This is a genomic window from Brevundimonas sp. (assembly GCF_036399195.1).
Lineage (GTDB): Bacteria > Pseudomonadota > Alphaproteobacteria > Caulobacterales > Caulobacteraceae > Brevundimonas.
On record NZ_DASWNO010000035.1, the window covers coordinates 1 to 21,850 of the forward strand.

Annotated in this window: 23 protein-coding genes and 1 riboswitch; of the genes, 12 read left to right on the forward strand and 11 right to left on the reverse strand. The window is 68.4% G+C overall.

Annotated features, from left to right (window positions below):
* Positions 1 to 84: 84 nt before the first annotated feature.
* Positions 85 to 573: an Lrp/AsnC family transcriptional regulator gene (locus tag VGB60_RS01900; protein WP_331036590.1), complete on the forward strand. Its 489-nt coding sequence runs from the start codon at positions 85 to 87 to the stop codon at positions 571 to 573.
* Between the two features lie 37 nt (positions 574 to 610).
* Entirely contained in the window at positions 611 to 1,546 is a 936-nt protein-coding gene (locus tag VGB60_RS01905) for a pirin family protein (RefSeq protein WP_331036591.1), read from the forward strand.
* Positions 1,547 to 1,591: 45 nt separating this feature from the next.
* On the opposite strand, the gene VGB60_RS01910 is transcribed toward VGB60_RS01905, so the two are convergent.
* Entirely contained in the window at positions 1,592 to 2,959 is a 1,368-nt protein-coding gene (locus tag VGB60_RS01910) for an alpha/beta hydrolase (RefSeq protein WP_331036592.1), read from the reverse strand.
* Between the two features lie 97 nt (positions 2,960 to 3,056).
* Between VGB60_RS01910 and VGB60_RS01915 the strand changes: the two genes are divergently transcribed.
* A complete protein-coding gene (locus tag VGB60_RS01915; protein WP_331036593.1) occupies positions 3,057 to 4,043 on the forward strand; it encodes an LLM class flavin-dependent oxidoreductase in 987 nt (328 codons plus the stop codon).
* 150 nt (positions 4,044 to 4,193) lie between these two features.
* Here the strand turns inward: VGB60_RS01915 and VGB60_RS01920 are convergent, their stop codons facing one another.
* The 5 genes from VGB60_RS01920 to rpmH all read right to left on the reverse strand — a co-directional run bounded on the left by VGB60_RS01920 (position 4,194) and on the right by rpmH (position 8,632).
* Positions 4,194 to 5,153, reverse strand: coding sequence for an alpha/beta hydrolase (locus tag VGB60_RS01920; protein ID WP_331036594.1), 960 nt, complete (start codon positions 5,151 to 5,153; stop codon positions 4,194 to 4,196).
* A gap of 225 nt (positions 5,154 to 5,378) precedes the next feature.
* Entirely contained in the window at positions 5,379 to 6,020 is a 642-nt protein-coding gene (gene yihA / locus VGB60_RS01925; RefSeq protein ID WP_331036595.1) for a ribosome biogenesis GTP-binding protein YihA/YsxC, read from the reverse strand.
* Between the two features lie 154 nt (positions 6,021 to 6,174).
* Positions 6,175 to 7,962, reverse strand: a complete 1,788-nt coding sequence (yidC, locus tag VGB60_RS01930) for a membrane protein insertase YidC (protein WP_331036596.1) — start codon at positions 7,960 to 7,962, stop codon at positions 6,175 to 6,177.
* Positions 7,963 to 7,967: 5 nt separating this feature from the next.
* A complete protein-coding gene (rnpA, locus tag VGB60_RS01935) occupies positions 7,968 to 8,369 on the reverse strand; it encodes a ribonuclease P protein component (protein ID WP_331036597.1) in 402 nt (133 codons plus the stop codon).
* A 128-nt stretch (positions 8,370 to 8,497) separates the two neighbouring features.
* Positions 8,498 to 8,632, reverse strand: a complete 135-nt coding sequence (gene rpmH, locus VGB60_RS01940) for a 50S ribosomal protein L34 (RefSeq protein ID WP_003164000.1) — start codon at positions 8,630 to 8,632, stop codon at positions 8,498 to 8,500.
* 117 nt (positions 8,633 to 8,749) lie between these two features.
* Between rpmH and VGB60_RS01945 the strand changes: the two genes are divergently transcribed.
* The 5 genes from VGB60_RS01945 (at position 8,750) to VGB60_RS01965 (ending at position 13,122) form a co-directional block, all read left to right on the forward strand.
* Positions 8,750 to 9,472: a TVP38/TMEM64 family protein gene (locus VGB60_RS01945; protein ID WP_331036598.1), complete on the forward strand. Its 723-nt coding sequence runs from the start codon at positions 8,750 to 8,752 to the stop codon at positions 9,470 to 9,472.
* Positions 9,473 to 9,512: 40 nt separating this feature from the next.
* Positions 9,513 to 10,976 carry a HAMP domain-containing sensor histidine kinase gene (locus tag VGB60_RS01950; protein ID WP_331036599.1) on the forward strand — a complete coding sequence of 488 codons (1,464 nt, stop codon included), beginning with the start codon at positions 9,513 to 9,515 and terminating at the stop codon, positions 10,974 to 10,976.
* Positions 10,977 to 11,063: 87 nt separating this feature from the next.
* Complete coding sequence (locus VGB60_RS01955; protein ID WP_331036600.1) at positions 11,064 to 11,534, forward strand: cell wall hydrolase; 471 nt, start codon at positions 11,064 to 11,066, stop codon at positions 11,532 to 11,534.
* Between the two features lie 26 nt (positions 11,535 to 11,560).
* Complete coding sequence (locus tag VGB60_RS01960; protein WP_331036601.1) at positions 11,561 to 12,367, forward strand: cytochrome b/b6 domain-containing protein; 807 nt, start codon at positions 11,561 to 11,563, stop codon at positions 12,365 to 12,367.
* A complete protein-coding gene (locus VGB60_RS01965; protein ID WP_331036602.1) occupies positions 12,364 to 13,122 on the forward strand; it encodes a molybdopterin-dependent oxidoreductase in 759 nt (252 codons plus the stop codon). The genes VGB60_RS01960 and VGB60_RS01965 overlap by 4 nt, the downstream gene beginning before the upstream one ends.
* Positions 13,123 to 13,170: 48 nt before the next feature.
* Here the strand turns inward: VGB60_RS01965 and VGB60_RS01970 are convergent, their stop codons facing one another.
* A complete protein-coding gene (locus tag VGB60_RS01970; RefSeq protein ID WP_331036603.1) occupies positions 13,171 to 14,214 on the reverse strand; it encodes a ribonucleotide-diphosphate reductase subunit beta in 1,044 nt (347 codons plus the stop codon).
* A gap of 287 nt (positions 14,215 to 14,501) precedes the next feature.
* Here VGB60_RS01970 and VGB60_RS01975 point away from each other — a divergent pair, with 287 nt between their 5' ends.
* Together VGB60_RS01975 and VGB60_RS01980 are read left to right on the forward strand one after the other, a co-directional pair.
* Entirely contained in the window at positions 14,502 to 15,281 is a 780-nt protein-coding gene (locus VGB60_RS01975) for a hypothetical protein (protein WP_331036604.1), read from the forward strand.
* A gap of 108 nt (positions 15,282 to 15,389) precedes the next feature.
* Complete coding sequence (locus VGB60_RS01980) at positions 15,390 to 16,157, forward strand: metallophosphoesterase family protein (protein WP_331036605.1); 768 nt, start codon at positions 15,390 to 15,392, stop codon at positions 16,155 to 16,157.
* Here VGB60_RS01980 and VGB60_RS01985 read toward each other — a convergent pair.
* The 3 genes from VGB60_RS01985 to VGB60_RS01995 all read right to left on the reverse strand — a co-directional run bounded on the left by VGB60_RS01985 (position 16,136) and on the right by VGB60_RS01995 (position 18,142).
* Entirely contained in the window at positions 16,136 to 16,501 is a 366-nt protein-coding gene (locus VGB60_RS01985; RefSeq protein WP_331036606.1) for a VanZ family protein, read from the reverse strand. The genes VGB60_RS01980 and VGB60_RS01985 overlap by 22 nt on opposite strands.
* A gap of 44 nt (positions 16,502 to 16,545) precedes the next feature.
* Positions 16,546 to 17,109 carry a TMEM165/GDT1 family protein gene (locus VGB60_RS01990; RefSeq protein ID WP_331036607.1) on the reverse strand — a complete coding sequence of 188 codons (564 nt, stop codon included), beginning with the start codon at positions 17,107 to 17,109 and terminating at the stop codon, positions 16,546 to 16,548.
* A gap of 136 nt (positions 17,110 to 17,245) precedes the next feature.
* Positions 17,246 to 17,398, reverse strand: a riboswitch (yybP-ykoY riboswitch).
* On the reverse strand, positions 17,378 to 18,142 hold the full coding sequence (locus VGB60_RS01995) for a phosphatase PAP2 family protein (protein ID WP_331036608.1): 765 nt from the start codon (positions 18,140 to 18,142) through the stop codon (positions 17,378 to 17,380). (Overlaps the previous riboswitch by 21 nt.)
* A 266-nt stretch (positions 18,143 to 18,408) precedes the next feature.
* Here VGB60_RS01995 and VGB60_RS02000 point away from each other — a divergent pair, with 266 nt between their 5' ends.
* Positions 18,409 to 20,292, forward strand: coding sequence for a ribonucleoside-diphosphate reductase subunit alpha (locus VGB60_RS02000; protein ID WP_331036609.1), 1,884 nt, complete (start codon positions 18,409 to 18,411; stop codon positions 20,290 to 20,292).
* Positions 20,293 to 20,422: 130 nt separating this feature from the next.
* A complete protein-coding gene (locus VGB60_RS02005; RefSeq protein WP_331036610.1) occupies positions 20,423 to 21,286 on the forward strand; it encodes a lipid A-modifier LpxR family protein in 864 nt (287 codons plus the stop codon).
* Positions 21,287 to 21,397: 111 nt separating this feature from the next.
* On the opposite strand, the gene VGB60_RS02010 is transcribed toward VGB60_RS02005, so the two are convergent.
* Positions 21,398 to 21,850 (reverse strand): gamma-glutamyltransferase (locus VGB60_RS02010; protein ID WP_331036611.1); only part of this gene is annotated, 453 nt, incomplete at its 5' end.

Below are 21,850 nucleotides of genomic sequence, written 5' to 3' on the forward strand. Positions count from 1 at the left end.
GAGGCAAGGCTCGCCTGAATTTGACCTTGCACTGTGCCAATCGGAGGTATTTTATTGCGTCAGACCAAGATCAGGAGAAACGCCTTGGCTGACGATCTGGATCCCGTCGACGCCCGCATTCTGGACATCCTGCAGCAGGACGCCGGATTGTCGGTGGCCGAGGTGGCGGACCGGGTCGGCCTGTCAGCCTCGCCATGCTGGCGCCGGATCAAGAGACTGGAGGACACCGGCTACATCCGCAAGCGGGTGACGCTGCTGGACGCCACAAAACTGGGCCTGGACTTCGAAGTCTACGCCATCGTCAAGCTGAGCCTGCCCTCGACCGAGAACCTCGACGCCTTCGAGGCCGCCGTGGGCCAGTGGCCCGAGGTGGTGCAGTGCGCGACCATCACCGGCCGCGAGGACTATGTGCTGCGGATCATCACCTCGGACATGCACGCCTTCGACCAGTTCCTGCGCCACAAGCTGCTGAGCCTCGGCATCGTCTCCGACTGCGAGAGCCACATCGTCACGCGCGGCGTGAAGAATGTGACGACCCTGCCCCTTGGCATCGTGACGCCTCACGTCGGATAGTCGCCGGCGCGGCGGCGTGCCGCGGAGGAACACGACCATGATCGAGATGGTGATCGACGCCCGGCGCAAGGATCTGGGCGGGTTCGAGGTGGGGCGGGTGCTGCCCTTCCATGCCCGGCGGATGGTCGGGCCGTTCATCTTTCTGGATCAGATGGGGCCGGCGGAGTTCGCGCCGGGGTCGGAGGCGATCAACGTGCGGCCGCATCCGCACATCGGCCTGTCGACCCTGACCTATCTGTTCGAGGGCGAGATCATGCACCGGGACAACACCGGCGCGACCCAGGCCATCCGCCCCGGCGAGGTCAACTGGATGACGGCCGGTAAGGGCGTGGTCCACTCCGAACGCACCGACCCTCTGAAGAAGACGCAGGGCGGGCCGATGCACGGGATGCAGGCCTGGATCGCCCTGCCCGACGAAGCCGAGGAGGCGGATCCGGCCTTTTATCATCACGGCGAAGACGGGCAGCCGGCCTATGACAACAACGGGATGTTCGCGCGGCTGGTGGCCGGCGAGGCCTATGGGGCCAAGGCCGCGGTGCAGACCTCGTCGCCGCTGTTCTATGTCCACTGGGAGCTGGCCGAAGGCCTCCGCACGGCGCCGCCTCCGGGCAAGAGCTTCGTCGGTTCGGGCGGTTATACGGAGCGGGCGCTGTATGTGGCCAAAGGCGAGATCGAGGTCGGCGACCGCCTCTTCCACGCGGGCCAGATGGTCGTGCTGGAGCCCAACGCCGAGCCCACCGTGAAGGCGCTGCAGCCTTCGTCGGTCATGGTGCTGGGCGGCGAGCCGGTGGGGCCGCGCATCATCTGGTGGAATTTCGTCCACTCGCGGCAGGAGCGGATCGATCAGGCCAAGGCTGACTGGAAGGCGGGCCGGATGACCCTGCCTAGCGAGGACGATCTGGAGTTCATCCCCCTGCCCGACGTGCCGTCGACGCCCGAGCCGGCGCCGGACCCGGTCGTCAACTATCCCTGAGCGGGACCTCTGTCGGCTCGGGCGAGGTGCGGGCGTCGCCGGTCCTTAAAGGCCTGAACGCGCCGCGACCCAGTCGACCACCGTCCGGATCACCGACGGATCGAGGGTGGTCTCGATCTGCCCATATTCCGAAATCAGTCCCGTCTGGGCTGGCTGGAACAGGTGGTTCAGGCCGGGCAGGACCACCACCTCGGCGTCCGGCTTCAGTCGCGACAGGACCGGGGCGTTCTGGTCCGCCGGGACCTGGAGGTCCTTGGCTCCATACACCGCGAGCATCGGCACAGTGATGGCGCGGAGCGCGTCGGCGGGATCGAAGGCGGCCATGCCCCGATACCAGTCGCTCGACATAACGGTCGCGATGGAGGCCGCCTCTTGCGGCGAGCGGCCCATCGAGACCAGCAGGGGTGCGACCTCGCGCCTGAGCGCCTCCGGATCGCCAGCGTTGGCCACCACGGCGGCCATGATGCGGCGCTGATCGGTGTTGCTCCGTTCGACCTCTTCGGGCGGCAGGCCGGCCGCGACAGCGAAGCGGCGCTGCTGCTCCTGCACGATATCTCCGCCGCGTACGGCCGGCCCTGCCAAGGTCACTACCCAGGCCGCGCGAGCCCCATCCTGAATGGCGAGCGGCGCGAACACGCCGCCTTCGCTGTGGCCGATCAGGCCGATGCGGGCCCGGTCGATATCGGGGCGAGCCGCCAGCCACTCGACGGCGGCCTTCACGTCCGAGGCGAAATCTCGCTGGGTCGCGGCGCCGTAGTTTCCGGTCGAAGCCGCGACGCCGCGGTCGTCATGGCGGAGCACGGCGATCCCGCGCCGCGTCAGGGCGTCGGCCCAGACGGCGAAGGCCTTGTGCCCCTCGATGGTCTCGTCGCGGTCCTGCGGACCCGTGCCGGAGATGAGGATGGCGGCGGGGAATGGGCCCGGGCCTTCGGGAAGCGTCAGGGTTCCGGCCAGCCGCACGCCCGGCGCGGCGGGGTTGTCGAAGGCGACTTCTTCGCTGCGATAGGGGAAGGGGGGAACGGGGGTCTGGGGTCGCGCGGCCAGGGTCGCCGTGGCGGCCGTGCGGGTCAGGACCAGCGGCAGGGTCACGCCGCCCTGCGACAGGGCGCCGGTCAGGGTCTGACCGTCCTCGGACCGCGTCCCCTCGAAGCGGCCCTGCAGGACCGGCACGACGAAGCGGACGACGCCGCCTTCGACGGTCGGAGGATCGACGGCGATGTTCCGCGCGCCCTGGTCCGGGCTGTCCATCACGGCGTTTCCGGTCGCGTCGACCCGGAAGACGATGCGGATCGACTGGCCTCCCACGCTGATCCGCCCCTCCCACACGCCGCCCAGATCGGCCGCCGGCGCGGCGGTTTGGACGGGCGCGGCGATGGCGACGGCGGCGGCGCTGAAGGCGGCGAGAATGGTCATGTCGGTCCCCCGATTATCGGCGGAGCTTACGGTGTGCGCCCCTGCTCGCCAACCGGTCGGCCTTGCATCCCCGCCCGTCGACCCGATCTAGCGGGACATGACCGCTTTCTCCGTGCTCGACCTGTCGCCCATCGTGGAAGGCGGCGACGCCCGGCGAGGGTTGCTGGAGACCACGGCCTTCGCCCAGGCCGCCGACCGGCTGGGGTTCACCCGCTTCTGGGTCGCCGAGCACCACAACATGCCGGGCATCGCCAGCGCGGCGACGGCCGTGGTCATCGGTCAGATCGCGGGAGCGACGCGGCGCATCCGCGTCGGCTCGGGCGGCATCATGCTGCCCAACCACGCGCCGCTGGTGGTCGCCGAACAGTTCGGCACGCTGGAGGCGCTGTATCCCGGCCGGATCGACCTTGGTCTCGGCCGCGCACCCGGAACGGATGGAGAGACCGCGCGGGCGCTGCGCCGCTATTTCGAAGCCGCCGACCAGTTCCCGCGCGACGTGATGGAGCTGCAGGCCTTTCTCGACGATCCGGTCGAGGGCCAGCGGGTCACGGCATGGCCGGGGGCGGGATCGAAGACGCCCATCTGGCTGTTGGGTTCGAGCCTGTTCAGCGCGGAACTGGCCGCTCACCTGGGCCTGCCGTTCGCCTTCGCCAGCCATTTCGCGCCCGAGCTGCTGCTGCAGGCGCTGCAGAGCTATCGCGCCGGGTTCCGGGCGTCGAAGACGCTGGATCGGCCCTACGCCGTGGCCGCGATCAACGTCTTCGCCGCCGACAGCGACGCCGAGGCGCAGCGGCTGTCGACCTCGATGCAACAGGCGTTCGCCGCCGTGGTGACCGGCAAGCCGGGCCGGCTGAAGCCGCCGGTCGACGACATCGCCTCGGTGCTGGACGCGCGTCAGCTGGCCGCCGTGAACAGCCGCCTGACCTACGCCGCCATAGGGGGACCGGAGCGGGTGCGGGCGAAGCTGGCGGAGTTCATCGCCCTGACCGGCGTGGACGAGGTCATGGTCACCGGCATGATCCATGACCTCGACGCGCGCGTGCGCAGCCTTGAGGTCACGGCGGCGGCGGCGGAGGGGCTCTAGCTCTAACTGTCGTCATCCCGGCGAAAGCGGGGACCAGGCGGCGCGCGCGAGCGCGAACCTGTCGGGAGCGCCGACGCAAGCCGTGCGCGTGAAAAGATCGCCTTCGGCGCCGCCCTGTCCGGCCTTCGCCGGGATGACGACAAGGGAAGATCAGAGCTCGCTGAGGAACTGGATGAGCAGCCCGTTCACCGCGTCCGCCCGCTCCTGCTGGATCCAGTGGCCCGCGCCGGGGACAACCACCTTCATCCGCAGGTCGGTCAGCCAGTCCTTCAGCCCCGCCTCGTGCTGGCCGGCGTAGTGGCGGACCGGATCACGCTCGCCGACGACGAAGGCGGCGGGAACGCGGATGCGGGCGTCTTGCAGGTGCGCCGTCAGCGCCCAGTTGCGGTCGAGATTGCGGTACCAGTCCAGCGGCCCGCGGAAGCCGCCGGCGGAGAAGGCCGCGACGTATTCGGCGAAATGCTCCGGCGTCATCCAAGGCGGCAGCGGCGCGTCGTCGGGCACGGTGGAGATGAAGGTCTCGCCCTCGGGAATGAAGCCGGTCGACTGGCGGTCCTCCGGCGTGGCGCCGTCATAGGCGTAGAAGCCCTTGCGCAGACCCGCAGCCACGTCGGCCTCGAACACCGCATGGGCGTCGTCGGCCTGGAACTGGTTTATGTAGAGCTCGCCCAGCCCCAGCCGCTTCGAAATCGCCGCCATGGCCGCCGTCGGCGGGCCCTTGGGCCGGCGCGGCTGGAACGGCACCGACAGGCCGACCACGGCGCGGAACAGGTCCGGCCGCGTCAGGGCGCAGTGCCAGGCCACCGGCGCGCCCCAGTCGTGGCCGACGACCACGCACTCGGTATCGCCCAGAGCCCGGACCAGATCGACCATGTCGCCGACGAGGTGAAGGATCGAATAGGCGTCGCGCGCCGCCGGCTTGTCCGTGCCGCCATAGCCGCGCATGTCGGGCGCGACGGCGTGGTAGCCGGCGTCCGCCAGCGCCTGCACCTGCGCGCGCCAGCTGATCCCCAGTTCGGGGAAGCCGTGAATCAGCAGGACGAGCGGACCGGAGCCCGCCTCGAGGATTTGCTGTTTCAGGCCGTCGGTCTTGATCTGGCGGGTCTGCATCGTGCTCTCGCTCCGCTTCCTGGCGAAGCCGGAAACATCCCGCTTGGCCCCTCGTCAGGTTGGTTCGTCACAAAGAACACGAAGCGGGCACGAAGAACACAAAGGGGTCCGGGGCGGCTTCGCTCCCGTTGTGTCCTTTGTGAATCCTTCGTGTTCTTCGTGACGAACCAGCACTGCCAGACGGGACTGGAACTGCCGCCGCTTCGCGCCGGCGGAAGAGCCGCCCTACAGCTCGACGCCCGTCGTCCGCATGATCTCGGCCCGGAGTTCCGGCATGCCGTCGCCCTTTTCGGCCGAGGTGACGATCACGGCGGGATAGGCCGCGCCGCGTTTGGAGATGGCCTTCAGGGTGGCGGCCTGGACCTTTTCGGCTTCGCCCTTCTTGAGCTTGTCGGCCTTGGTCAGGATGATCTGATAGCTGACGGCGGCGAGGTCGAGGGCGTCGAGCGCCTCGTCGTCGACCTTCTTGAGGCCATGGCGCGCGTCGATCAGCAGATAGACCCGCTTCAGCGTCACGCGTCCCCGCAGGTAGTCGCGGCCGAGATCCTGGAACTTCTTCACCGTCGCCTTGGACGCCTTGGCCCAGCCGTAGCCGGGCAGATCGACCAGCCGCATCTTTCCGTCGAGGTCGAAGAAATTGACCTCGCGCGTGCGGCCCGGCTCGTTGGAGGCGCGGGCCAGCTTGTGCATGCCCACCAGCCCGTTGATCAGGCTGGACTTGCCGACGTTCGAGCGGCCCGCGAAGGCGACCTCGGGCAGGTCGGGATCGGGCAGCTGCTCGATCTTGGCGCAGCCCATGACGAAGGTGGCCGGGCGCGCGAACAGGATGCGCGCCTGCTCAAGCTCTTCGGGGGTGAAATCGTCCATCAAAATTTTCCGCTCATCCCCGCGAAAGCGGGGAGCCAGTCCTGTCCATTCGAGCGCCGGCGCTTCAGGACAACGGCGGTGCATACACGGTTGCGGCCGGATCGCCCAAAGAACTGGGTCCCCGCTTTCGCGGGGATGATCGGACGAAGAAACCTCAGGCTTTCTTGAAGCGGGCGAGGAAGGTGTCGATGGGGTTCTCGGCCTTCAGCCGGTGCATGATCACATACTGCTGGAAGATGGTCAGGATGTTGGACCAGGCCCAGTAGATCAACAGGCCCGCGGGGAAGGTGGCCATGATGAAGGTGAAGACGATCGGCATCAGCTGGAAGATGCGCCGCTGCATCGGGTCGGGCGCCGGCGGGCTCATCGCCATCTGCAGCCACATGGTCAGGCCGTAGAAGATGGCGAGGATGCTCAGCGCGAAGGTGCCGCCCAGGAAGCTGCCGATCAGGGGGGCGGTGGCAGGGTCCCAGGGGATCAGGCCGAACAGGTTCCAGATGGTCGAGGGGTCGGGCGCCGACAGGTCGCGGATCCAGCCGAAGAACGGCGCGTGCCGCATCTCGATGGTCACGAACAGCATCTTGTAGACGGCGTAGAAGACCGGGATCTGCAGCAGCAGCGGCAGACAGCCCGCCAGCGGATTGATCTTCTCCTTCTGATACAGCGCCATCAGCTCCTGCTGCTGTTTGGCGGGATCGTCGGGGTGCTTCTTCTTGATCTCCTCCATCTTGGGTTGGAGGGTCCGCATCTTGGACATGCTCTCGTAGCTCTTGTTGGCCAGCGGGAACATGATCAGGCGCACGGTCAGGGTCAGGCCGAGGATGGCCAGGCCGAAGTTGCCCATGATGCCGTAGAAGAACTCGATCAGCAGGAAGATCGGGCGGGTCAGGAAGAACAGGAAGCCCCAGTCGATCGCATAGATGAAGCGCGGCAGGCCCAGCTGCTTCTCGTAAGCGCTGAGGATCTCGTTGCGCTTGGCGCCGGCGAACAGGCGGGTGGTCTCGGTGATCTGGGTGTTGGGCGCGATGGTGTGCGCCTGCCCCTGCATGGTGGTCTCGTGCACCTTCAGGCCGTTGACGTCGCGGACCCGGAACTCAGCGTCGATGCGCTCGTCCTGCGCGGGGATCATGGCCGCGAGCCAGTATTTATCGGTGATGCCCAGCCAGCCGCCGGTCGATTCGTGCTCCTGTACGGGCTTCTTGGCCCAGGCGCCGTACTTCAGCTGCTGGGTGGCGTAGCCGTCGCTGTCGCCGAAGGTGCCGATCGCGCCCTCGTGCAGGATCTGGTTCTTGCCGAGGTCGGCTGGGATGCCTTGACGCTCGACCCGGCCGTAGGGGGCGATGGTGATCGGCAGGGCGCTGAAGTTCGCCACCGTGTCGGTCACGGTGAACATATACTGGTTGTCGACGGCGACCCGGCGCGTGAACCGCAGACCGGCGCCGTTGTCCCAGGTCAGCACCACGGGCGTCGTCGGGGTCAGGGTCGAGCCCTGCGTCAGCCGCCATGGCGTGTTCGGTCCGGGAACGCCGCCGGGGATGTTGGCGCCGTTCCAGCCAAACTGGGCGAAGAAGGCGTGCTCCATGCCCTGCGGCCGGAACAGCTCGACGGCGGGCGAGCCGGCCTCGATCGTCTCCTGATAGTCGGTCAGGAACAGGTCATCGACCCGCGCGCCGGTCAGCGACAGGGAGCCGGTCAGCTTGTCGGTCTGGATCGGCACCCGCGCTCCGGCCCCGAGCGCGACGGTGCGGTCCGTGGTGAAGATGGCGGCGCTGGGCGAGGGCGCGGTGACCGGAGCGTCGGTCGTGCGCTCGGCGGCGGCCTGCTGCGCCGCGCGGCGGGCGGCGGCCTGCGGCTGCATCACGAAATAGCTGTAGGCCAGCAGCATGAGGCCGGCGATCACGACAAAGAGGATCGTATTACGGCTGTTGTCGTGAGGAGGCATGGAGATCAGGAATCCTGGCCGGCGGAAGCGGGCGTGTTCGGCGCACTTCTGGGCGCCGGCCGCGGGGTCGCCAGCCTTGTAAGCGCCGATTTCACATCGTCAAGCAAGCGGTCCCACGGACGGTCCGCCGTGCCCGCCCGGGCGACGAAGACATAGTCGCTGCCAGGGACCGCCAGCAGGGGCGCCAGCGCCCGCGCGGCCTCCCTGAGGCGACGCTTGGCGCGGTTGCGGATGACAGCGCCGCCGACCTTGCGGGTGGCGGTGAAGCCCAGGCGGACGACCGGATCGCCGTCCTGTCTTTCCAGCCGCTGAACGACCACCGCGCCGCGGGCCTCTGAAACGCCCTTCGCGGCCGCCAGGAACTGGGGCCGCGAAGTCATGCGTTCGATTCTGAATGTCTGCTGCATAATCCTCCCCCATCGGGGGAGGGGGACCGCGAAGCGGCGGAGGGGGCGAACCGCATCCACCGAGTCAGGGTCAGGCCCCCTCCACCATGCTTCGCATGGTCCCCCTCCCCCGATGGGGAGGAATAGAGTTAGGCCGTCAGGCGCTTGCGGCCCTTGGCGCGGCGGCGCGCGACGATCTTCTGTCCGTTCTTGGTGGCCATCCGCGAACGGAAGCCGTGTCGGCGCTTGCGCACGAGTCGCGACGGCTGATAGGTCCGCTTCACGGTCGGCTCCTGGGACTGAAATCAAAAGTGCGGCGGAAGGCGTCCGTCGCGGGAAGGGCGGGCGTATAAGCGGCAGGGCCGGATGTGTCAACGCCGACGGCCCCTCGCGGAGAGACAATGGACCGGTTCAAACGCTTCCTGCCGCTGCTGGTGCTGGCGGGGCTCATCGCCCTGATCTTCGCCATGGGCTGGAACCGTTATCTGTCGCTGGACACCATACGCGACCACGGCGGCGACTTCCACGCCTTCAAGGACCGCAACTACCTGCTGTGCCTGCTGATCCTGATGGCGGTGTTCGCCCTGCTGACCGCCAGCGTGGTGCCGGGCGTCTTCTTCGTCACCATCACCGCCGGCTATCTGTTCGGTCCCTGGGTCGGCGGCGTGGCGACGGCGATCGCCGCCACGCTCGGCGCCCTGATCGTCTATGCGGTGGCGCGCTCCGCGCTGGGCGAGGCGCTGCGCAACGAGGCCGCGCGGGACAAGGGGCTGATGCAGAAGGTCTGCGACGCCATCGACCGCGACACCTTCTGGTATGTGCTGGCCTCGCGCCTCGCCGTCGTGGTGCCGTTCCACATGATCAATGTGGCGGCGGGGCTGATGTCGGTGCGGCTGGGGCCCTATGCGCTGGCGACGGTGATCGGCCTGCTGCCGGCCCACATCATCTACTGCTGGATCGGCGCGCGGCTGAACCAGCTGCTGGCGGACAATCCCGATCCCGACTTCCAGGCCCTGTTCGGCCAGTTCTGGGCTCCAATGGCGGGCGTGTTCGTGCTGGCGGTGGTGTTGCCCTTCGGCCTCAAGGCGCTGCAGAGGGCGCTGGGACGGAAGGCCCCGGCGTGAACGGCGCAGCTTTTGGCCCCAGCTTTGCGTTGACCGGCGGATGACCCGCTTCCGGCCCCTGCTGAGCGACGTGCGGCGCGGCCTTCGCGTGCCCGCGGACTGGCGCGAGCGGCTGCGGTTCCACGCCCCGGACGCCCTGGCCTGGCGGCTGCTGCTGCTGACCTTCGTGTTCACCGCCGTGGTCGAGGTGTTGATCGTGGCGCCGAGCGCCGCCGGTTTCCACGAGCGGTGGCTGCTGGACCGGCTGCAGTCGGCGGAACTGGCCTCCGTGGGCGTCGAGGCCCTGCCCTACTCCGCCGTCGAGGACGAGACGGCGGAACAGCTGCTGGCCATCGGCGGCGTGCAGGCCGTGGTCGTCGGCGACCAAGGCGTGCGCAGGCTGCTGCTGCAGGCGCCGAACCTGCCGCGCGCGCCCGACCTGATCGACCTGCGCCGCGACCGGTCCATCGCTCGTATCGTCGATCCCTGGCGCACCCTGTTCGGCCACCCCGACCGCTCGATCCGGGTGCAGGCGCGGCCGCGCTACCGCTCGGGCGACTTCATCGAGATCCTCGCCCCGGCCCAGCCGCTGAAGCTGGAGCTGCGGGCCTTCCTGTTGAACAGCCTGTTGATGTCGCTGCTGATCTCCGTGGTGGCGGGCGGCCTGCTGTACGGCGGTCTGGCCTTTCTGGTCCTGCAGCCGCTGCGGCGGGTCACCCGCTCGATCGAGCATTTCGCCGAGAACCCGGAGAGCGAGGGCGATCCGCCCAGCGACCGTCACGACGAGATCGGCCGCGTGGAGCGGGAGCTGGCGCGGATGCAGGAGGAGGTGCGCGGCTCGCTGCGCTCCCGCGCGCGTCTGGTGGCGCTGGGCGAGGCCGTGGCCAAGATCAACCACGACCTGCGCAACATGCTGACCTCGGCCCAGATGGCCTCCGAGCGACTGGCCGACTCCCCTGATCCCGAGGTGGCGCGGGTGCTGCCGCGGCTGGAGCGGGCGCTGGGCCGGGCCGCGGCGCTGTCCCGCAACGTGCTGGAGTACGGCAAGAGCGAGGAGCCGGCGCCGCAGAAGGTGCGCATCGCCCTCGCCCCCGCGGTGACCACGGCGGCCGAGGACGCGGGCCTGGCTGCCGACGGGGTCCGGCTGGCGAAGACCATCCCGGCGCGCTTCGCCGTGCAGGCCGATCCCGACCAGCTGCACCGCATCCTCGTCAACCTGATGCGCAACGCCCGGCAGGCGATCGAGGGGGACGCCACGCGCCGGACGGGACGGCGGGGCGTCGTGCGCGTGACCGCGAGCGGGGCGGACGGCTTCTGCATCGTCCGGGTCGCCGACGACGGCCCCGGCATTCCGCCGCGCCTGTCCGAAAACCTGTTCGAGCCGTTCGTCAGCGGCCGCGCCTCGGACGGCGCCGGGTTGGGGCTCGCCATCTCGCGGGAACTGGCCGCCAGCCACGGGGGCTCCCTGACGCTGGTGGAGACGGGGCCCGCGGGGACCACCTTCGAACTGCGCCTGCCGCACTGAGCGGAACGAGCAACGACTTATGGGTGGCGGAAAAGCGGGGAACGCGCGAAGCTTCGCCGAGAGGCCTGTTCGGTCGAGGAGCGCTCCATGACCCGTTTCACCATCGTCGCCGCCCTGCTGCTGGGGGCTGCGCCGGTTCTGGCCCAGACCACTCCGCCGCAGGCGCCGGCTCAGGCCGCGCCTCCGACGTCCGCCCCGGCGCCCGGCTCGGAGGAATGGCTACGCCTGCGCGGCGAGACCTACCGCGCGGCGCCCGACTCCCAACAGGACCCCGCCGAAGTGGCCCAGACGATCAAGCTCAACGCCGAGATCGCCGCCCGCAACCAGGCCGCCGACCGGGCGGACGCCGCCGCCGCCGCGGAGTTCGAGCGCCAGAGCGCCCAATGGCGTGAGGAGACGGCGCGGCTAGAGACCGAGCGCGCGCAGTGGGAGGCCGATGCGGCCGCCGCCGAGGCCGCCCGAGTCCGCTATGAACGCGACCTCGCGGCGTGGGAGGCGGAAGTCGCGGCCTGCCAGCGTAATCCCCGCGGCTGCGTCGTTCCGGCGCGTCCGAAATAGGTCGGACGGCCGTAGATGGACGGATCATGAGCGACGCCGCCATAGACCCGCCCCAGGCCGACCGAAAGGCGGACCGTCCCCTGCCCGGCGGCCGCGTCGACACCTGGCGGCATCCGGCCGCCGTCCGGATCACCCACTGGCTCAACGTCGTCGCCGTCGTGGTCCTGATCATGAGCGGGCTGAACATCCTGCTGGCCCACCCCTACCTGTATTGGGGCGTGCGCTCGACCTTCGCGGATCCATGGCTGAGCATCCCGCCCATCTCCAACTGGCTGCTGATCCCGCAGGGGCGAAACCTGGCGGAGGCGCGGAACTATCACTTCCTGTTCGCCTGGATCTTCGTCGTCAACGGCCTCATCTATCTGGTCTTCAGCCTGATCACGGGCCGGTTCAGAAGGCGGCTGCTGCCGACCGGCGGCGAGCTGAAGGGTTTGGGCGCGTCGGTGGCCGAGCACGCCCGCTTCCACTTCCCGACCGACGATCACGCCCGCGCCTATAACGTGATCCAGAAGCTGACCTATGCGGCGATGATCCTTGTCGTGCTGCCGCTGATGCTGGTGACAGGCCTGTCAATGTCGCCCGGGTTCAACGCGGTCGGCGGTCTGCTGCTGGAGATGATGGGAGGGCGGCAGTCGGCGCGGACGCTGCATTTCATCTCCGCCGCCCTGATCGTCGGCTTCATCCTCGTCCACGTCGGGCTGGTCATCTGGACCGGGCCGCTGAACAACATGCGGGCGATGATCACCGGCTGGTTCACGATCCAGCCGCCCGGTTCGACAGCCGGACTGAAGTTCCGCCGCAAGCCGCCCCCCGAACCCGGAGACGCGCCATGAACCGCCGCCGCTGGCTGACCGGAGCGCTGGCCACGGCGGCCGCCGCCCTGCTGTCGGCCTGCGACCGCGCCGGCGTCAGTCTGGCGGAACAGGCGCGGCGCATGGGCGAAGGCCTCACCCGCCGGGCCCAGCGGCTGCTGATCCCCGCCAACGCCCTGGCCCCGACCTACAGCCGGGCGGAGATCTCGCCGGACTTCCGCGCCAACGGCTCTGTCGACCCGGGGGCGACGGACTATGTGGCGCTGAAATCGGACGGGTTCGCGACCTACCGGCTGATCGTCGACGGACTGGTGGAGCGGCCGCTGGCGCTCAGCCTGGCGGAGCTACGCGCCCGCCCAGCGCAGAGCCAGATCACCAAGCACGACTGCGTCGAGGGCTGGACCTCCATCGCCGAATGGACCGGCGTGCGGCTGGAAACGCTGCTCGACGAGGCGGGGCTGAAGCCCGAGGCCAGATACATCGTCTTCCACTGTTTCGACGCCCTGGATCAGCGCGAGGACGGCGAGCGCTATTACGAGAGCATCGACCTGATCGACGCCCGCCACCCCCAGACGATCCTCGCCTGGGCCATGAACGGCGAGACCCTGCCGGTGCCCTACGGCGCGCCCCTGCGCCTGCGGGTCGAGCGCCAGCTGGGCTACAAGCACGCCAAATACATCAAGCGGATCGAGGCGGTCGAAAGCTTCGCCCACATCGGCGGCGGCAAGGGCGGGTATTGGGAGGATCGAGGGTACGAGTGGTTCGCGGGGATATGACGGCGGGGGCCTCCCCATAGGAATGGAGAGGAGACGGTCAACGTTGGCTCAGGCCTCCGCGCCCTCGGCCCGCTTCTTCATCATCGCGTCGAAGCTGCCCCAGACGCCGTCGGCGCCGTGCCACGCGCCCTGGGTGGCGGCCTTTGAGTATTCGGTGGCGCGGGCCTCGAAGAAGTTGGCGTGTTCGACGCCCGACAGCAGCGACTGCAGCCAGGGCAGCGGGTTCTCCTTGACGCCATAGACCTCGGGCAGGTGCAGCTGGCGCAGGCGCCAGTCGGCGATGAAGCGGATGTACTGTTTGATGTCGTCGGGCGTCATGCCGTTCACCGGGCCCATCTCGAAGGCCAGGTCGATGAAGCGGTCCTCCATCTCGACCACCGTCTTGCAGCAGTCGACGATGTCATTGGCGACCTGGGGCGTGACCGCGCCGGTCTCCTTGTTGAAGGCGTGGTACAGCTTGATGATGCCTTCGCAGTGCAGGCTCTCGTCGCGCACCGACCAGCTGACGATCTGGCCCATGCCCTTCATCTTGTTCTGGCGCGGGAAGTTCATCAGCATGGCGAAGCTGGCGAACAACTGCAGCCCCTCGGAGAAGCCGCCGAACATGGCCAGCGTCCGAGCGATGTCGCCGTTGGTCTCGACCCCGAACTTGCCCATGAAGTCATGCTTGTCGCGCATGGCCTCGTATTCGAGGAAGGCGGCGAACTCGCTCTCGGGCATGCCGATGGTTTCGAGCAGCAGGGCGTAGGCCGCGATGTGGATGGTCTCCATGTTGGCGAAGGACGCCAGCATCATCTTGACCTCGGTCGGTTTGAACACCCGACCGTATTTTTCCATGTAGTTGTCCTGCACCTCGATGTCGGCCTGGGTGAAGAAGCGGAAGATCTGGGTCAGCAGGTTGCGCTCGCTGTCGGTCAGATTGACCGCCCAGTCCTTCATGTCCTCGCCCAGCGGCACCTCTTCGGGCATCCAGTGGACCTGCTGCTGCTTCTTCCACATGTCGAACGCCCACGGATAGCGGAACGGCTTGTAGGCGGCCGACGGGGTCAGCAGGCCGGCGGTCGTGGGCTTGATCGAGACGTGCGCGTTCATCGGTAGGGCTCTGGTTGGGACTCTGGCGACGAATCCGAGGGTCGGTTCACCATGCGGTGGGATGGCGGCGGCGCCAAGCTGAAATGCGGCTATGTTGCGATCACATTTTGCGGGACCGCTAGATGTGGTGTGTCACTGCCACAGAGCTGGGGACACGGCTGGGGACAAGCCGTGGTGGGAAACGACCCCCTCGCACCTGCGACCAACCGCCCTCGCAGGAACCCGCCCGCGACCGCAGCCGTTTTCCGTCCCGCGCCGCACCCGGCCGCGGATGGAGAGAGCCGGATATGTCAGACACCGTGGCCGACCCGAGCTTCGATCCGCCCGAGGAGGCGGTGGCCTTCTATGAGGAGTCGCTGCGGCTGCTGAAGGAGAGCGGCATACCGTTCCTGCTGTCGGGGACCTATGCGGTCACGGCCTATACGGGCATTCGCCGGCCGACCAAGGATCTGGACGTGTTCTGCAAGCCGGGCGACTACCCCCGCATCCTCGCCTTCTTCCAAGCGCGCGGCTATCGCACCGACGTCGAGGACGAACGCTGGATCGCCAAGGTCTGGAAGGACGAGAAGCATTTCTTCGACGTGATCTTCGCCATGTCGAACGGCACCATCGCCGTCAACGACGCGTGGTTCGGACCGGACACGATCGAGGTCTATGGGCACGAGGTCACGATCACCTCGCCGACGGCGCTGATCCTGTCCAAGGTCTTCATCCAGGACCGCTATCGCTACGACGGCGCGGATGTGAACCACATCATCCTGAAGCAGTCGGCGGCCATCGACTGGAAGAGCCTGCTGGACCAGATGGACCTCTACTGGGAGGTGCTGATGGCGCATCTGCTGAACTTCCGGTTCGCCTATCCGACCGAGCGGGACAACATCCCGGCCTGGCTGATGCACGAGCTGACCGAGCGGCTGCGCGCCCAGGTGGATCTGCCGGCGCCGCGCGTGAAGGTGTGCCGCGGACGGCTGTTCAGCGCCCGGGACTATATCTCGGACATCTCGGAGTGGGGCTTCGGCGACATCGTCGGCAAGGGTCTGGAGGAGCGCCATGAGCCTATTCAGTAAGGTTGGGCGCTATCGCGCGCCGCGTGGCGGCTCGCTGCTTGAGCGCCTGGACGAGCGCTGCGCCCCAGCCTCAAGCGCGCGCGGGTTGAGCGCCGCCGGGATGGCGTCATGAGCGAGGTCGATCCGCAGACGCCGCAGCCGGGCATGGAGGCCGGTCCTCAGAAGAAGCTGCGCGTCGCGGCCGTGGGCGACCTGCACGTCGGCGAGGGCCACGACCGACCGCACAGGGCCCTGTTCGATCGGGTACACGAAGACGCCGACGTGCTGTGCCTGTGCGGCGACCTGGTCAATTTCGGCAAGACCCGCGAGGTCGAGATCCTTCTGGAGGACCTGCGCGGCTGCCAGATCCCCATGGTGGGCGTGCTGGGCAACCACGAACACGAGTGTGGCCAGCCCGAGGAGGTCACACGCCTGCTGTGCGAGGCCGGGGTCAAGATGCTGAACGGCCAGGCCTTCGAGATCGAGGGCGTCGGCTTCGCCGGCGGAAAGGGCTTCATCGGAGGCTTCGGCCGCTACATGCTGAGCCCGTTCGGCGAGGCCTCGATCAAGGCCTTCGTGCAGGAGGCGGTCGACGACGCCAACGGCATCGAGAACTCGATCCGCATGTTGCGCACCGAGCGCTCGGTGGTGCTGCTGCACTATTCGCCGGTGGTCGACACAGTGATGGGCGAGCCGCCGGAAATCCACGCCTTCCTCGGCTCGTCTCGGCTGGCCGAGACGATCGACCGCTACGACAACATCAGCCTGGTGGTGCACGGCCACGCCCACCGCGGCGCGCCGGAGGGTCGGACCAACAAGGGCACGCCGGTCTATAACGTGGCGCTGCCGGTGCTGCGCACCCTCGGCGACCTGCCCTACCGCGTCTTCGAGGTCTGAAGCTCCTCGCGCGTGCGGAAGCCGCGCCACACCGCCCACGCCAGCAGCGCGGCGGCGACGCCCAGCGTGTCGGCCAGCAGATCGCCCCAGCTCGCGTCGCGGCCGACCTGCCCCTGAATGACCTCCACAGCCCCGCCGATCACGACCGCGACGACGGCGAGGGCGACACGCGGCACGCGCCGGAACAGCACGCCGAGGCTCCACAGCATCAGGCCGAAGGCGACGAAATGCGCGGCCTTGTCCCAGACGCGGCTGGCTTCCTCGATGTTCTGGTAGGGGCCGACCATCAGGGCCAGCAGCACCGTCATGACCAGCAAGCCGGCGATCCGGAGAAACAAACGCATGGACACGGGCGGCTTTCGGGGGAGGTGCGGGAGGGCGGCTTCTATCAGCCCGCGAGCAGGACCCAAACCCCGGTGATGGCGAAACCCGCGGCGGCGGCGATGCGGATCCACTTCAGCGGCAGGCGTCGCGCGGCGTTCTCGCCGATGAGAACCGCCGGCACGTTGACCAGCATCATGCCGAGCGTCGAACCGGCCACGACCACCGCCAGGGCCTCGAAACGCGCCGCCAGCACGGCGGTGGCGACCTGGGTCTTGTCGCCCATCTCGATGAGGAAGAAGGCGGCGGTGGTGGTCCAGAACACCCCGGTGAAGGTTCTCTCCGTCACGTCCGGCGTCTCGTCGAACCGATCGGGGATCAGGGCCCAGACGGCGAAACCGAGGAAGGCGACGCCGACGGTCCAGCGCAGCCAGTCGCCGTCCATGAACCTGGCCAGCACCGATCCGGCCAGGGCGGCGAAGCCGTGATTGGCCAGGGTGGCGACGAAGATGCCGAGGATGATGGGCAGGGGCCGGCGCCAGGCCGCCGCCAGCATGATGGCCAGCAGCATGGTCTTGTCCCCGATCTCCGCCACGGAGACCAGACCGGCCGATATTAGAAACGCTTCCAACGCAACTTCATTCGCGGGGGTTCGGCGGACGGACCAATGGCGTTCGCAGCCGGCCCCCGCGTGGAAGCACCCTGCGAAGCCAGCGGTCTTGCCAAGTCAGGGATCCTACGCTCGCGCCGCGGGCGCTCGCTGCTTGAGGACCAAGGAGGTCCGCTCTCAAGCAGCCTCGCGTCGAGCGCGAGGCGGTAAGGCCACTGATCTGCCTGCGCCATCCTCTCCGGGCGAGAGGAAGTGTGTTGACGCGGGCCCCGCTGGGATATGCGGGCGACTACTCCCCGATGACGGCGGGCGGTGTATCGGGCGCGGGCTCGTCATGCAAGCCGGCGGTGCGCGTCGCCTGCCGCCGGCTGACGGCATAGGCGACCAGCCACAGGACCATGGCCCAGGCGGCGCCGACGCTCCAGCCCGCGATCACGTCCGACGCCCAGTGAGCGCCGAGATAGACGCGCGTGAGGCCGATCAGCAGGGCGATGATCATCGCCGCGCCGAGCACGAAGGCCTTCAGGTGCGTTCGGGGGAAGGCTCGGGTCAGCATGACGCCGAGGGTGAGATAGAAAACCGCCGCCAGCAGGGCGTGGCCCGACGGGAAGCTGGCGTTCAGCGTATCCACGGCCTGAAAGTCCTGCGGCGGGCGCTCACGGCCAAAGAGGGACTTCAACCCCTCGCTGAGTCCCACGCCGCCCGCGAGCCCGACCGCGAGCAGGGCGGCGGAGAGATGCTTCCGCTGGATCAACAGGAAGGCGAAGGCGATGACGGCGAACAGCGCGAGGACGGAGATGCCGCCAAGCGACGTCAGGTCCGCCGCCGCCTCATGCGCCCACCACGGCCCCCGCGGCTCGCCGGCCACGGGTTGCATCCATGTCAGCACCGCCTGGTCGAAGGCCTGGCCGTCCGCCTCGGTCATATCATCGGCGACCTCGACGAAGGTGAGGACGCCCAGGGCGATGACGAACAGGGCGCTCAGCGCAGCGATCTCTGTCCGGGCGAGCCGGTACATGCGGCGGACGAAACGGTTGAGGTCTGAGGATGTCATCGGCTGCTAACGGTCCCGCTTGCGGGACTGTTCCCCTCACGCGTTCGTGATCGGTTGTCGCAGGGCGACGGTACGCCCGCGTCGCGGCCTGTCCACAGGCTCATCCCCGGTCTTGAGAGCGATTCGGGCAGAAAGTGATCGTCAAGCCCGTTGACGGGTCGTTAGCCATCTGCGCCCCATATGTGGGCGTGGGGGAGCTCTGGGCCACAAGATGATGTGGTTCGGCGCCAGACGTATAACCGATCTAGTTCAGGGCGAAGACGATCATGGCCGGCGGCGAAGCGTTGAAGACAGTGGAATTCCAGCGGGATGCGGCGGGGAACCTGACGCCCCGGCCCCATCTGTCGGTGGTCCGGTCGCTGCAGCTGGACCGGTCGCGAGACGACCTGCTGACCGACTTCGGCAAGAAAACGCTGGAGGACCGCTATCTGCTCCCGGGCGAGAGCTATCAGGACATGTTCGCGCGGGTGGCCACCGCCTACGCCGACGACACCGACCACGCCCAGCGCGTCTATGACTATATGTCGAAGCTGTGGTTCATGCCCTCGACGCCGGTGCTGTCGAACGGCGGCGCCGACCGCGGCCTGCCGATCAGCTGCTTCCTGAACGCGGTCAGCGACAGCCTCGACGGCATCCAGTCGGTTTGGAACGAGAACGTCGCCCTGGCCTCGAACGGCGGCGGCATCGGCACCTATTGGGGCGGCGTCCGCTCCATCGGCGAGAAGGTCAAGGGCGCGGGCCAGACCTCGGGCATCATCCCCTTCATCCGCGTGATGGACTCCCTGACGCTGGCGATTTCGCAGGGTTCCCTGCGCCGGGGCTCGGCCGCGGTCTACCTCGACGTGCACCATCCGGAGATCGAGGAGTTCCTCGAGATCCGCAAACCCTCGGGCGACTTCAATCGCAAGTCCCTGAACCTGCACCACGGCATCAACATCTCCGACGCCTTCATGGAGGCGGTGCGCGACGGGCGCACCTTCGACCTGCTGTCGCCCAAGGATCAGGCGGTGGTGAAGACCGTCGACGCCCGCGCCCTGTGGCAGAAGATCCTCGAGATCCGCCTCCAGACCGGCGAGCCTTATCTGATCTTCTCCGACACCGTGAACCGCCAAATGGCGCCCCACCAGCGCGAACTGGGCCTGTCGGTCAAACAATCGAACCTGTGCGCCGAGATCATGCTGCACACCGGCCGGGACCATCTCGGCGTCGACCGCACCGCCGTCTGCTGCCTGTCCTCGGTCAACGCCGAGATGTTCCTGGAGTGGCGCGAGGAGCCGAAATTCGTCGAGGACGTGATGCGCTTCCTCGACAATGTGCTGGAAGACTTCATCCGGCGCGCCCCGCCGGCCATGGCCGCGGCTGTCTATTCCGCGAAACGCGAGCGTTCGGTGGGTCTGGGCCTGATGGGCTTCCATTCCTTCCTGCAGCAGCAGGGCGTCGCCTTTGAATCCGCCATGGCCAAGTCTTGGAACATGCGGCTGTTCAAGCATCTGCGCCGCGAGGCCGACAAGGCGAGCCGAGTCCTGGCCGAAGAGAAGGGCGCCTGCGAGGACGCCGCCGAGCGCGGCGTGATGGAGCGGTTCTCGCACAAGATGGCCATCGCCCCGACCGCCTCGATCTCGATCATCTGCGGCGGCACGAGCGCCGGCATCGAACCGATCCCGGCCAACATCTACACCCACAAGACCCTGTCGGGCTCGTTCGCGGTCAAGAACCCCTACCTCGAGCGCCTGCTGGGCGCGAAGGGCATCGACACCACCGAGGTCTGGTCCTCGATCCTGGAGCACGAAGGCTCGGTGCAGCACCTCGACGGACTGAGCGACGACGAGAAGGCGATCTTCAAGACCGCTTTCGAGTTGGACCAGCGCTGGATCGTCGAACTGTCGGCGGACCGGGCCCCGGAAATCTGCCAGGCCCAGTCGATCAACCTGTTCATCCCCGGCGACGTCAACAAATGGGACCTGCACATGCTGCATTGGTCGGCCTGGGAGAAGGGCGTGAAGTCGCTCTACTACCTCCGCTCCAAGTCGGTGCAGCGGGCGGCCTTCGCCGGCGCGGACGACAAGGTCGAGGCCGAGATCGATCCGAACCAGCCGGACCTCTTCTCGGCGGCGCCGACCGACTACGACGAGTGCCTCGCCTGCCAATAAGCGGCTGACGCGTCCCCGCCCGACCCGGAACATTTGCGGCCAAGCTGGCGTTGCGAGCGGACGAAGCCTGTTGGCGAACGCATCCGCATCGTGCAGGGTCGCGACCGTTAACGGATCGGGAGGGACCGTTATGCGCGAGGCGGCGATCCTGGCCGGAGTGTTGGCGACCATGGCCTGTGCGGCCCTGGCGTCCCCCGCCGATTCCGCCGCCGCTCAGACGCCCATCTCGAACGACTGGCGCGTGGCGCGCGAGCGTCCGGCCACGATCGCCGACCTGCTGACCCGCATCGACGCCGAGGCGCGCGCCGACAGCGCGGCTCACCGTTCCGGCGACTGGAGCGACCTCGCCTCGGCGGAGCGCTCCCCCGCGTGGGCCGCCAGCAGCCGCGAGGTCTGGTTCGACAACCCCCGCTACGACGACCGGCTGAAGCTGCGCACCGAAGGCCGCCTGAGGCGGACCGACGGCTCGCCCCTGCCCCCGGCGCTCCGCGACGGCGCCGCGCTCGAGCCCGAACGCTACGACCTCATCTACAGCCGGGGCTGGACCGAGAGCCTGGGCCAGACCGCTTCGGGCCTCGACGTCACCCTGACGCCGCACGTCGCCCTCGGCGTCGGATCGCGCGGCGGCAGCACCGAGGCCGGCGCCACCATTCGCATCGGCCGCGATCTGGAACGGCTGGTGCCCGACGGCGGCGAGGCCTTCGGCGAGCGGCCGCGCTGGTATCTGTACGCCGCCGGTTCGGGCCGCGCCGTAGGCTACAACTTCGCCCGCACCCGCGACGGCGACTTCGCCCGGTCCGGCGTCAGCCACGACTCCGGCAACTTCCTCGGCGACGCCTCGCTGGGCGTGGCGATGCGACGAGGCCCGGTGCAGGGATCGTTCAGCGTCGTCTACCGCGAGATCGAGACCGAAGGCCTGCGCGGCGGCCATGGCGTCGACACCGACGTCTCCGAGGGGCTGATCGCGTTCCAGCTGTCGGTCAAGCCCGAGTAGGGATTAGGTATGAGGGATTAGGGATGAGGACAGCCGCCGCAGTCCGAATGGGGCAAACCGCCTTCCGGCCAGCCAATCTGGCTCCAGTTCCTGAACCCTAGTCCCTCATCCCTATTCCCTAATCCCTGTCCTCGCCACGCCCTCGCGCCGATCGTCCGCGCCGCCGTCCCAGCCCCAGCCGTCAGGGCCGCGTCGCCAGATCCCGCCGTGCAGGCCTGAGTTCTCGCTGGCGTTCGGGCTCAGGATCACGCCCCGCTCGGCCAGCCCCTGACGCAGGGCTTCCGAGAAGCGGTCGGTGTCGGCGCCGAAGCCGTCCCGGCGCGCCACCAGATTGGGCAGGCCGATGGCCGCCTGCATCGGCAGGCCCCAGTCCAGGACGGCGATGAGCGCCTTGGCGTTGTAGGCCAGGATCGAGGGGCCGCCGGGCGACCCTACGGCCCCCACCAGCCGCCCCTGCCGGTCGAGCACGATCACCGGCGCCATCGACGAGCGCGGGCGCTTGCCCGCCGCGACCGCATTGGCCGCCGGGCCGCCGTCAGGCCGGGTCGGCGAGAAGGAGAAGTC

What these genes read in the sequence shown, in the direction of transcription:
- VGB60_RS01975 (WP_331036604.1), top strand. Translation starts at nt 14,502, where the DNA reads ATGTCAGACACCGTGGCCGACCCGAGCTTCGATCCGCCCGAGGAGGCG.
- VGB60_RS01955 (WP_331036600.1), top strand. Translation starts at nt 11,064, where the DNA reads ATGACCCGTTTCACCATCGTCGCCGCCCTGCTGCTGGGGGCTGCGCCG.
- yidC (WP_331036596.1), bottom strand. Translation starts at nt 7,962, where the DNA reads ATGCCTCCTCACGACAACAGCCGTAATACGATCCTCTTTGTCGTGATC.
- VGB60_RS02000 (WP_331036609.1), top strand. Translation starts at nt 18,409, where the DNA reads ATGGCCGGCGGCGAAGCGTTGAAGACAGTGGAATTCCAGCGGGATGCG.
- VGB60_RS01980 (WP_331036605.1), top strand. Translation starts at nt 15,390, where the DNA reads ATGAGCGAGGTCGATCCGCAGACGCCGCAGCCGGGCATGGAGGCCGGT.
- VGB60_RS01945 (WP_331036598.1), top strand. Translation starts at nt 8,750, where the DNA reads ATGGACCGGTTCAAACGCTTCCTGCCGCTGCTGGTGCTGGCGGGGCTC.
- VGB60_RS01960 (WP_331036601.1), top strand. Translation starts at nt 11,561, where the DNA reads ATGAGCGACGCCGCCATAGACCCGCCCCAGGCCGACCGAAAGGCGGAC.
- VGB60_RS01985 (WP_331036606.1), bottom strand. Translation starts at nt 16,501, where the DNA reads ATGCGTTTGTTTCTCCGGATCGCCGGCTTGCTGGTCATGACGGTGCTG.
- VGB60_RS02005 (WP_331036610.1), top strand. Translation starts at nt 20,423, where the DNA reads ATGCGCGAGGCGGCGATCCTGGCCGGAGTGTTGGCGACCATGGCCTGT.
- VGB60_RS01910 (WP_331036592.1), bottom strand. Translation starts at nt 2,959, where the DNA reads ATGACCATTCTCGCCGCCTTCAGCGCCGCCGCCGTCGCCATCGCCGCG.
- VGB60_RS01995 (WP_331036608.1), bottom strand. Translation starts at nt 18,142, where the DNA reads ATGACATCCTCAGACCTCAACCGTTTCGTCCGCCGCATGTACCGGCTC.
- rnpA (WP_331036597.1), bottom strand. Translation starts at nt 8,369, where the DNA reads ATGCAGCAGACATTCAGAATCGAACGCATGACTTCGCGGCCCCAGTTC.
- VGB60_RS01950 (WP_331036599.1), top strand. Translation starts at nt 9,513, where the DNA reads ATGACCCGCTTCCGGCCCCTGCTGAGCGACGTGCGGCGCGGCCTTCGC.
- VGB60_RS01970 (WP_331036603.1), bottom strand. Translation starts at nt 14,214, where the DNA reads ATGAACGCGCACGTCTCGATCAAGCCCACGACCGCCGGCCTGCTGACC.
- VGB60_RS01905 (WP_331036591.1), top strand. Translation starts at nt 611, where the DNA reads ATGATCGAGATGGTGATCGACGCCCGGCGCAAGGATCTGGGCGGGTTC.
- yihA (WP_331036595.1), bottom strand. Translation starts at nt 6,020, where the DNA reads ATGGACGATTTCACCCCCGAAGAGCTTGAGCAGGCGCGCATCCTGTTC.
- VGB60_RS01965 (WP_331036602.1), top strand. Translation starts at nt 12,364, where the DNA reads ATGAACCGCCGCCGCTGGCTGACCGGAGCGCTGGCCACGGCGGCCGCC.
- VGB60_RS01915 (WP_331036593.1), top strand. Translation starts at nt 3,057, where the DNA reads ATGACCGCTTTCTCCGTGCTCGACCTGTCGCCCATCGTGGAAGGCGGC.
- VGB60_RS01920 (WP_331036594.1), bottom strand. Translation starts at nt 5,153, where the DNA reads ATGCAGACCCGCCAGATCAAGACCGACGGCCTGAAACAGCAAATCCTC.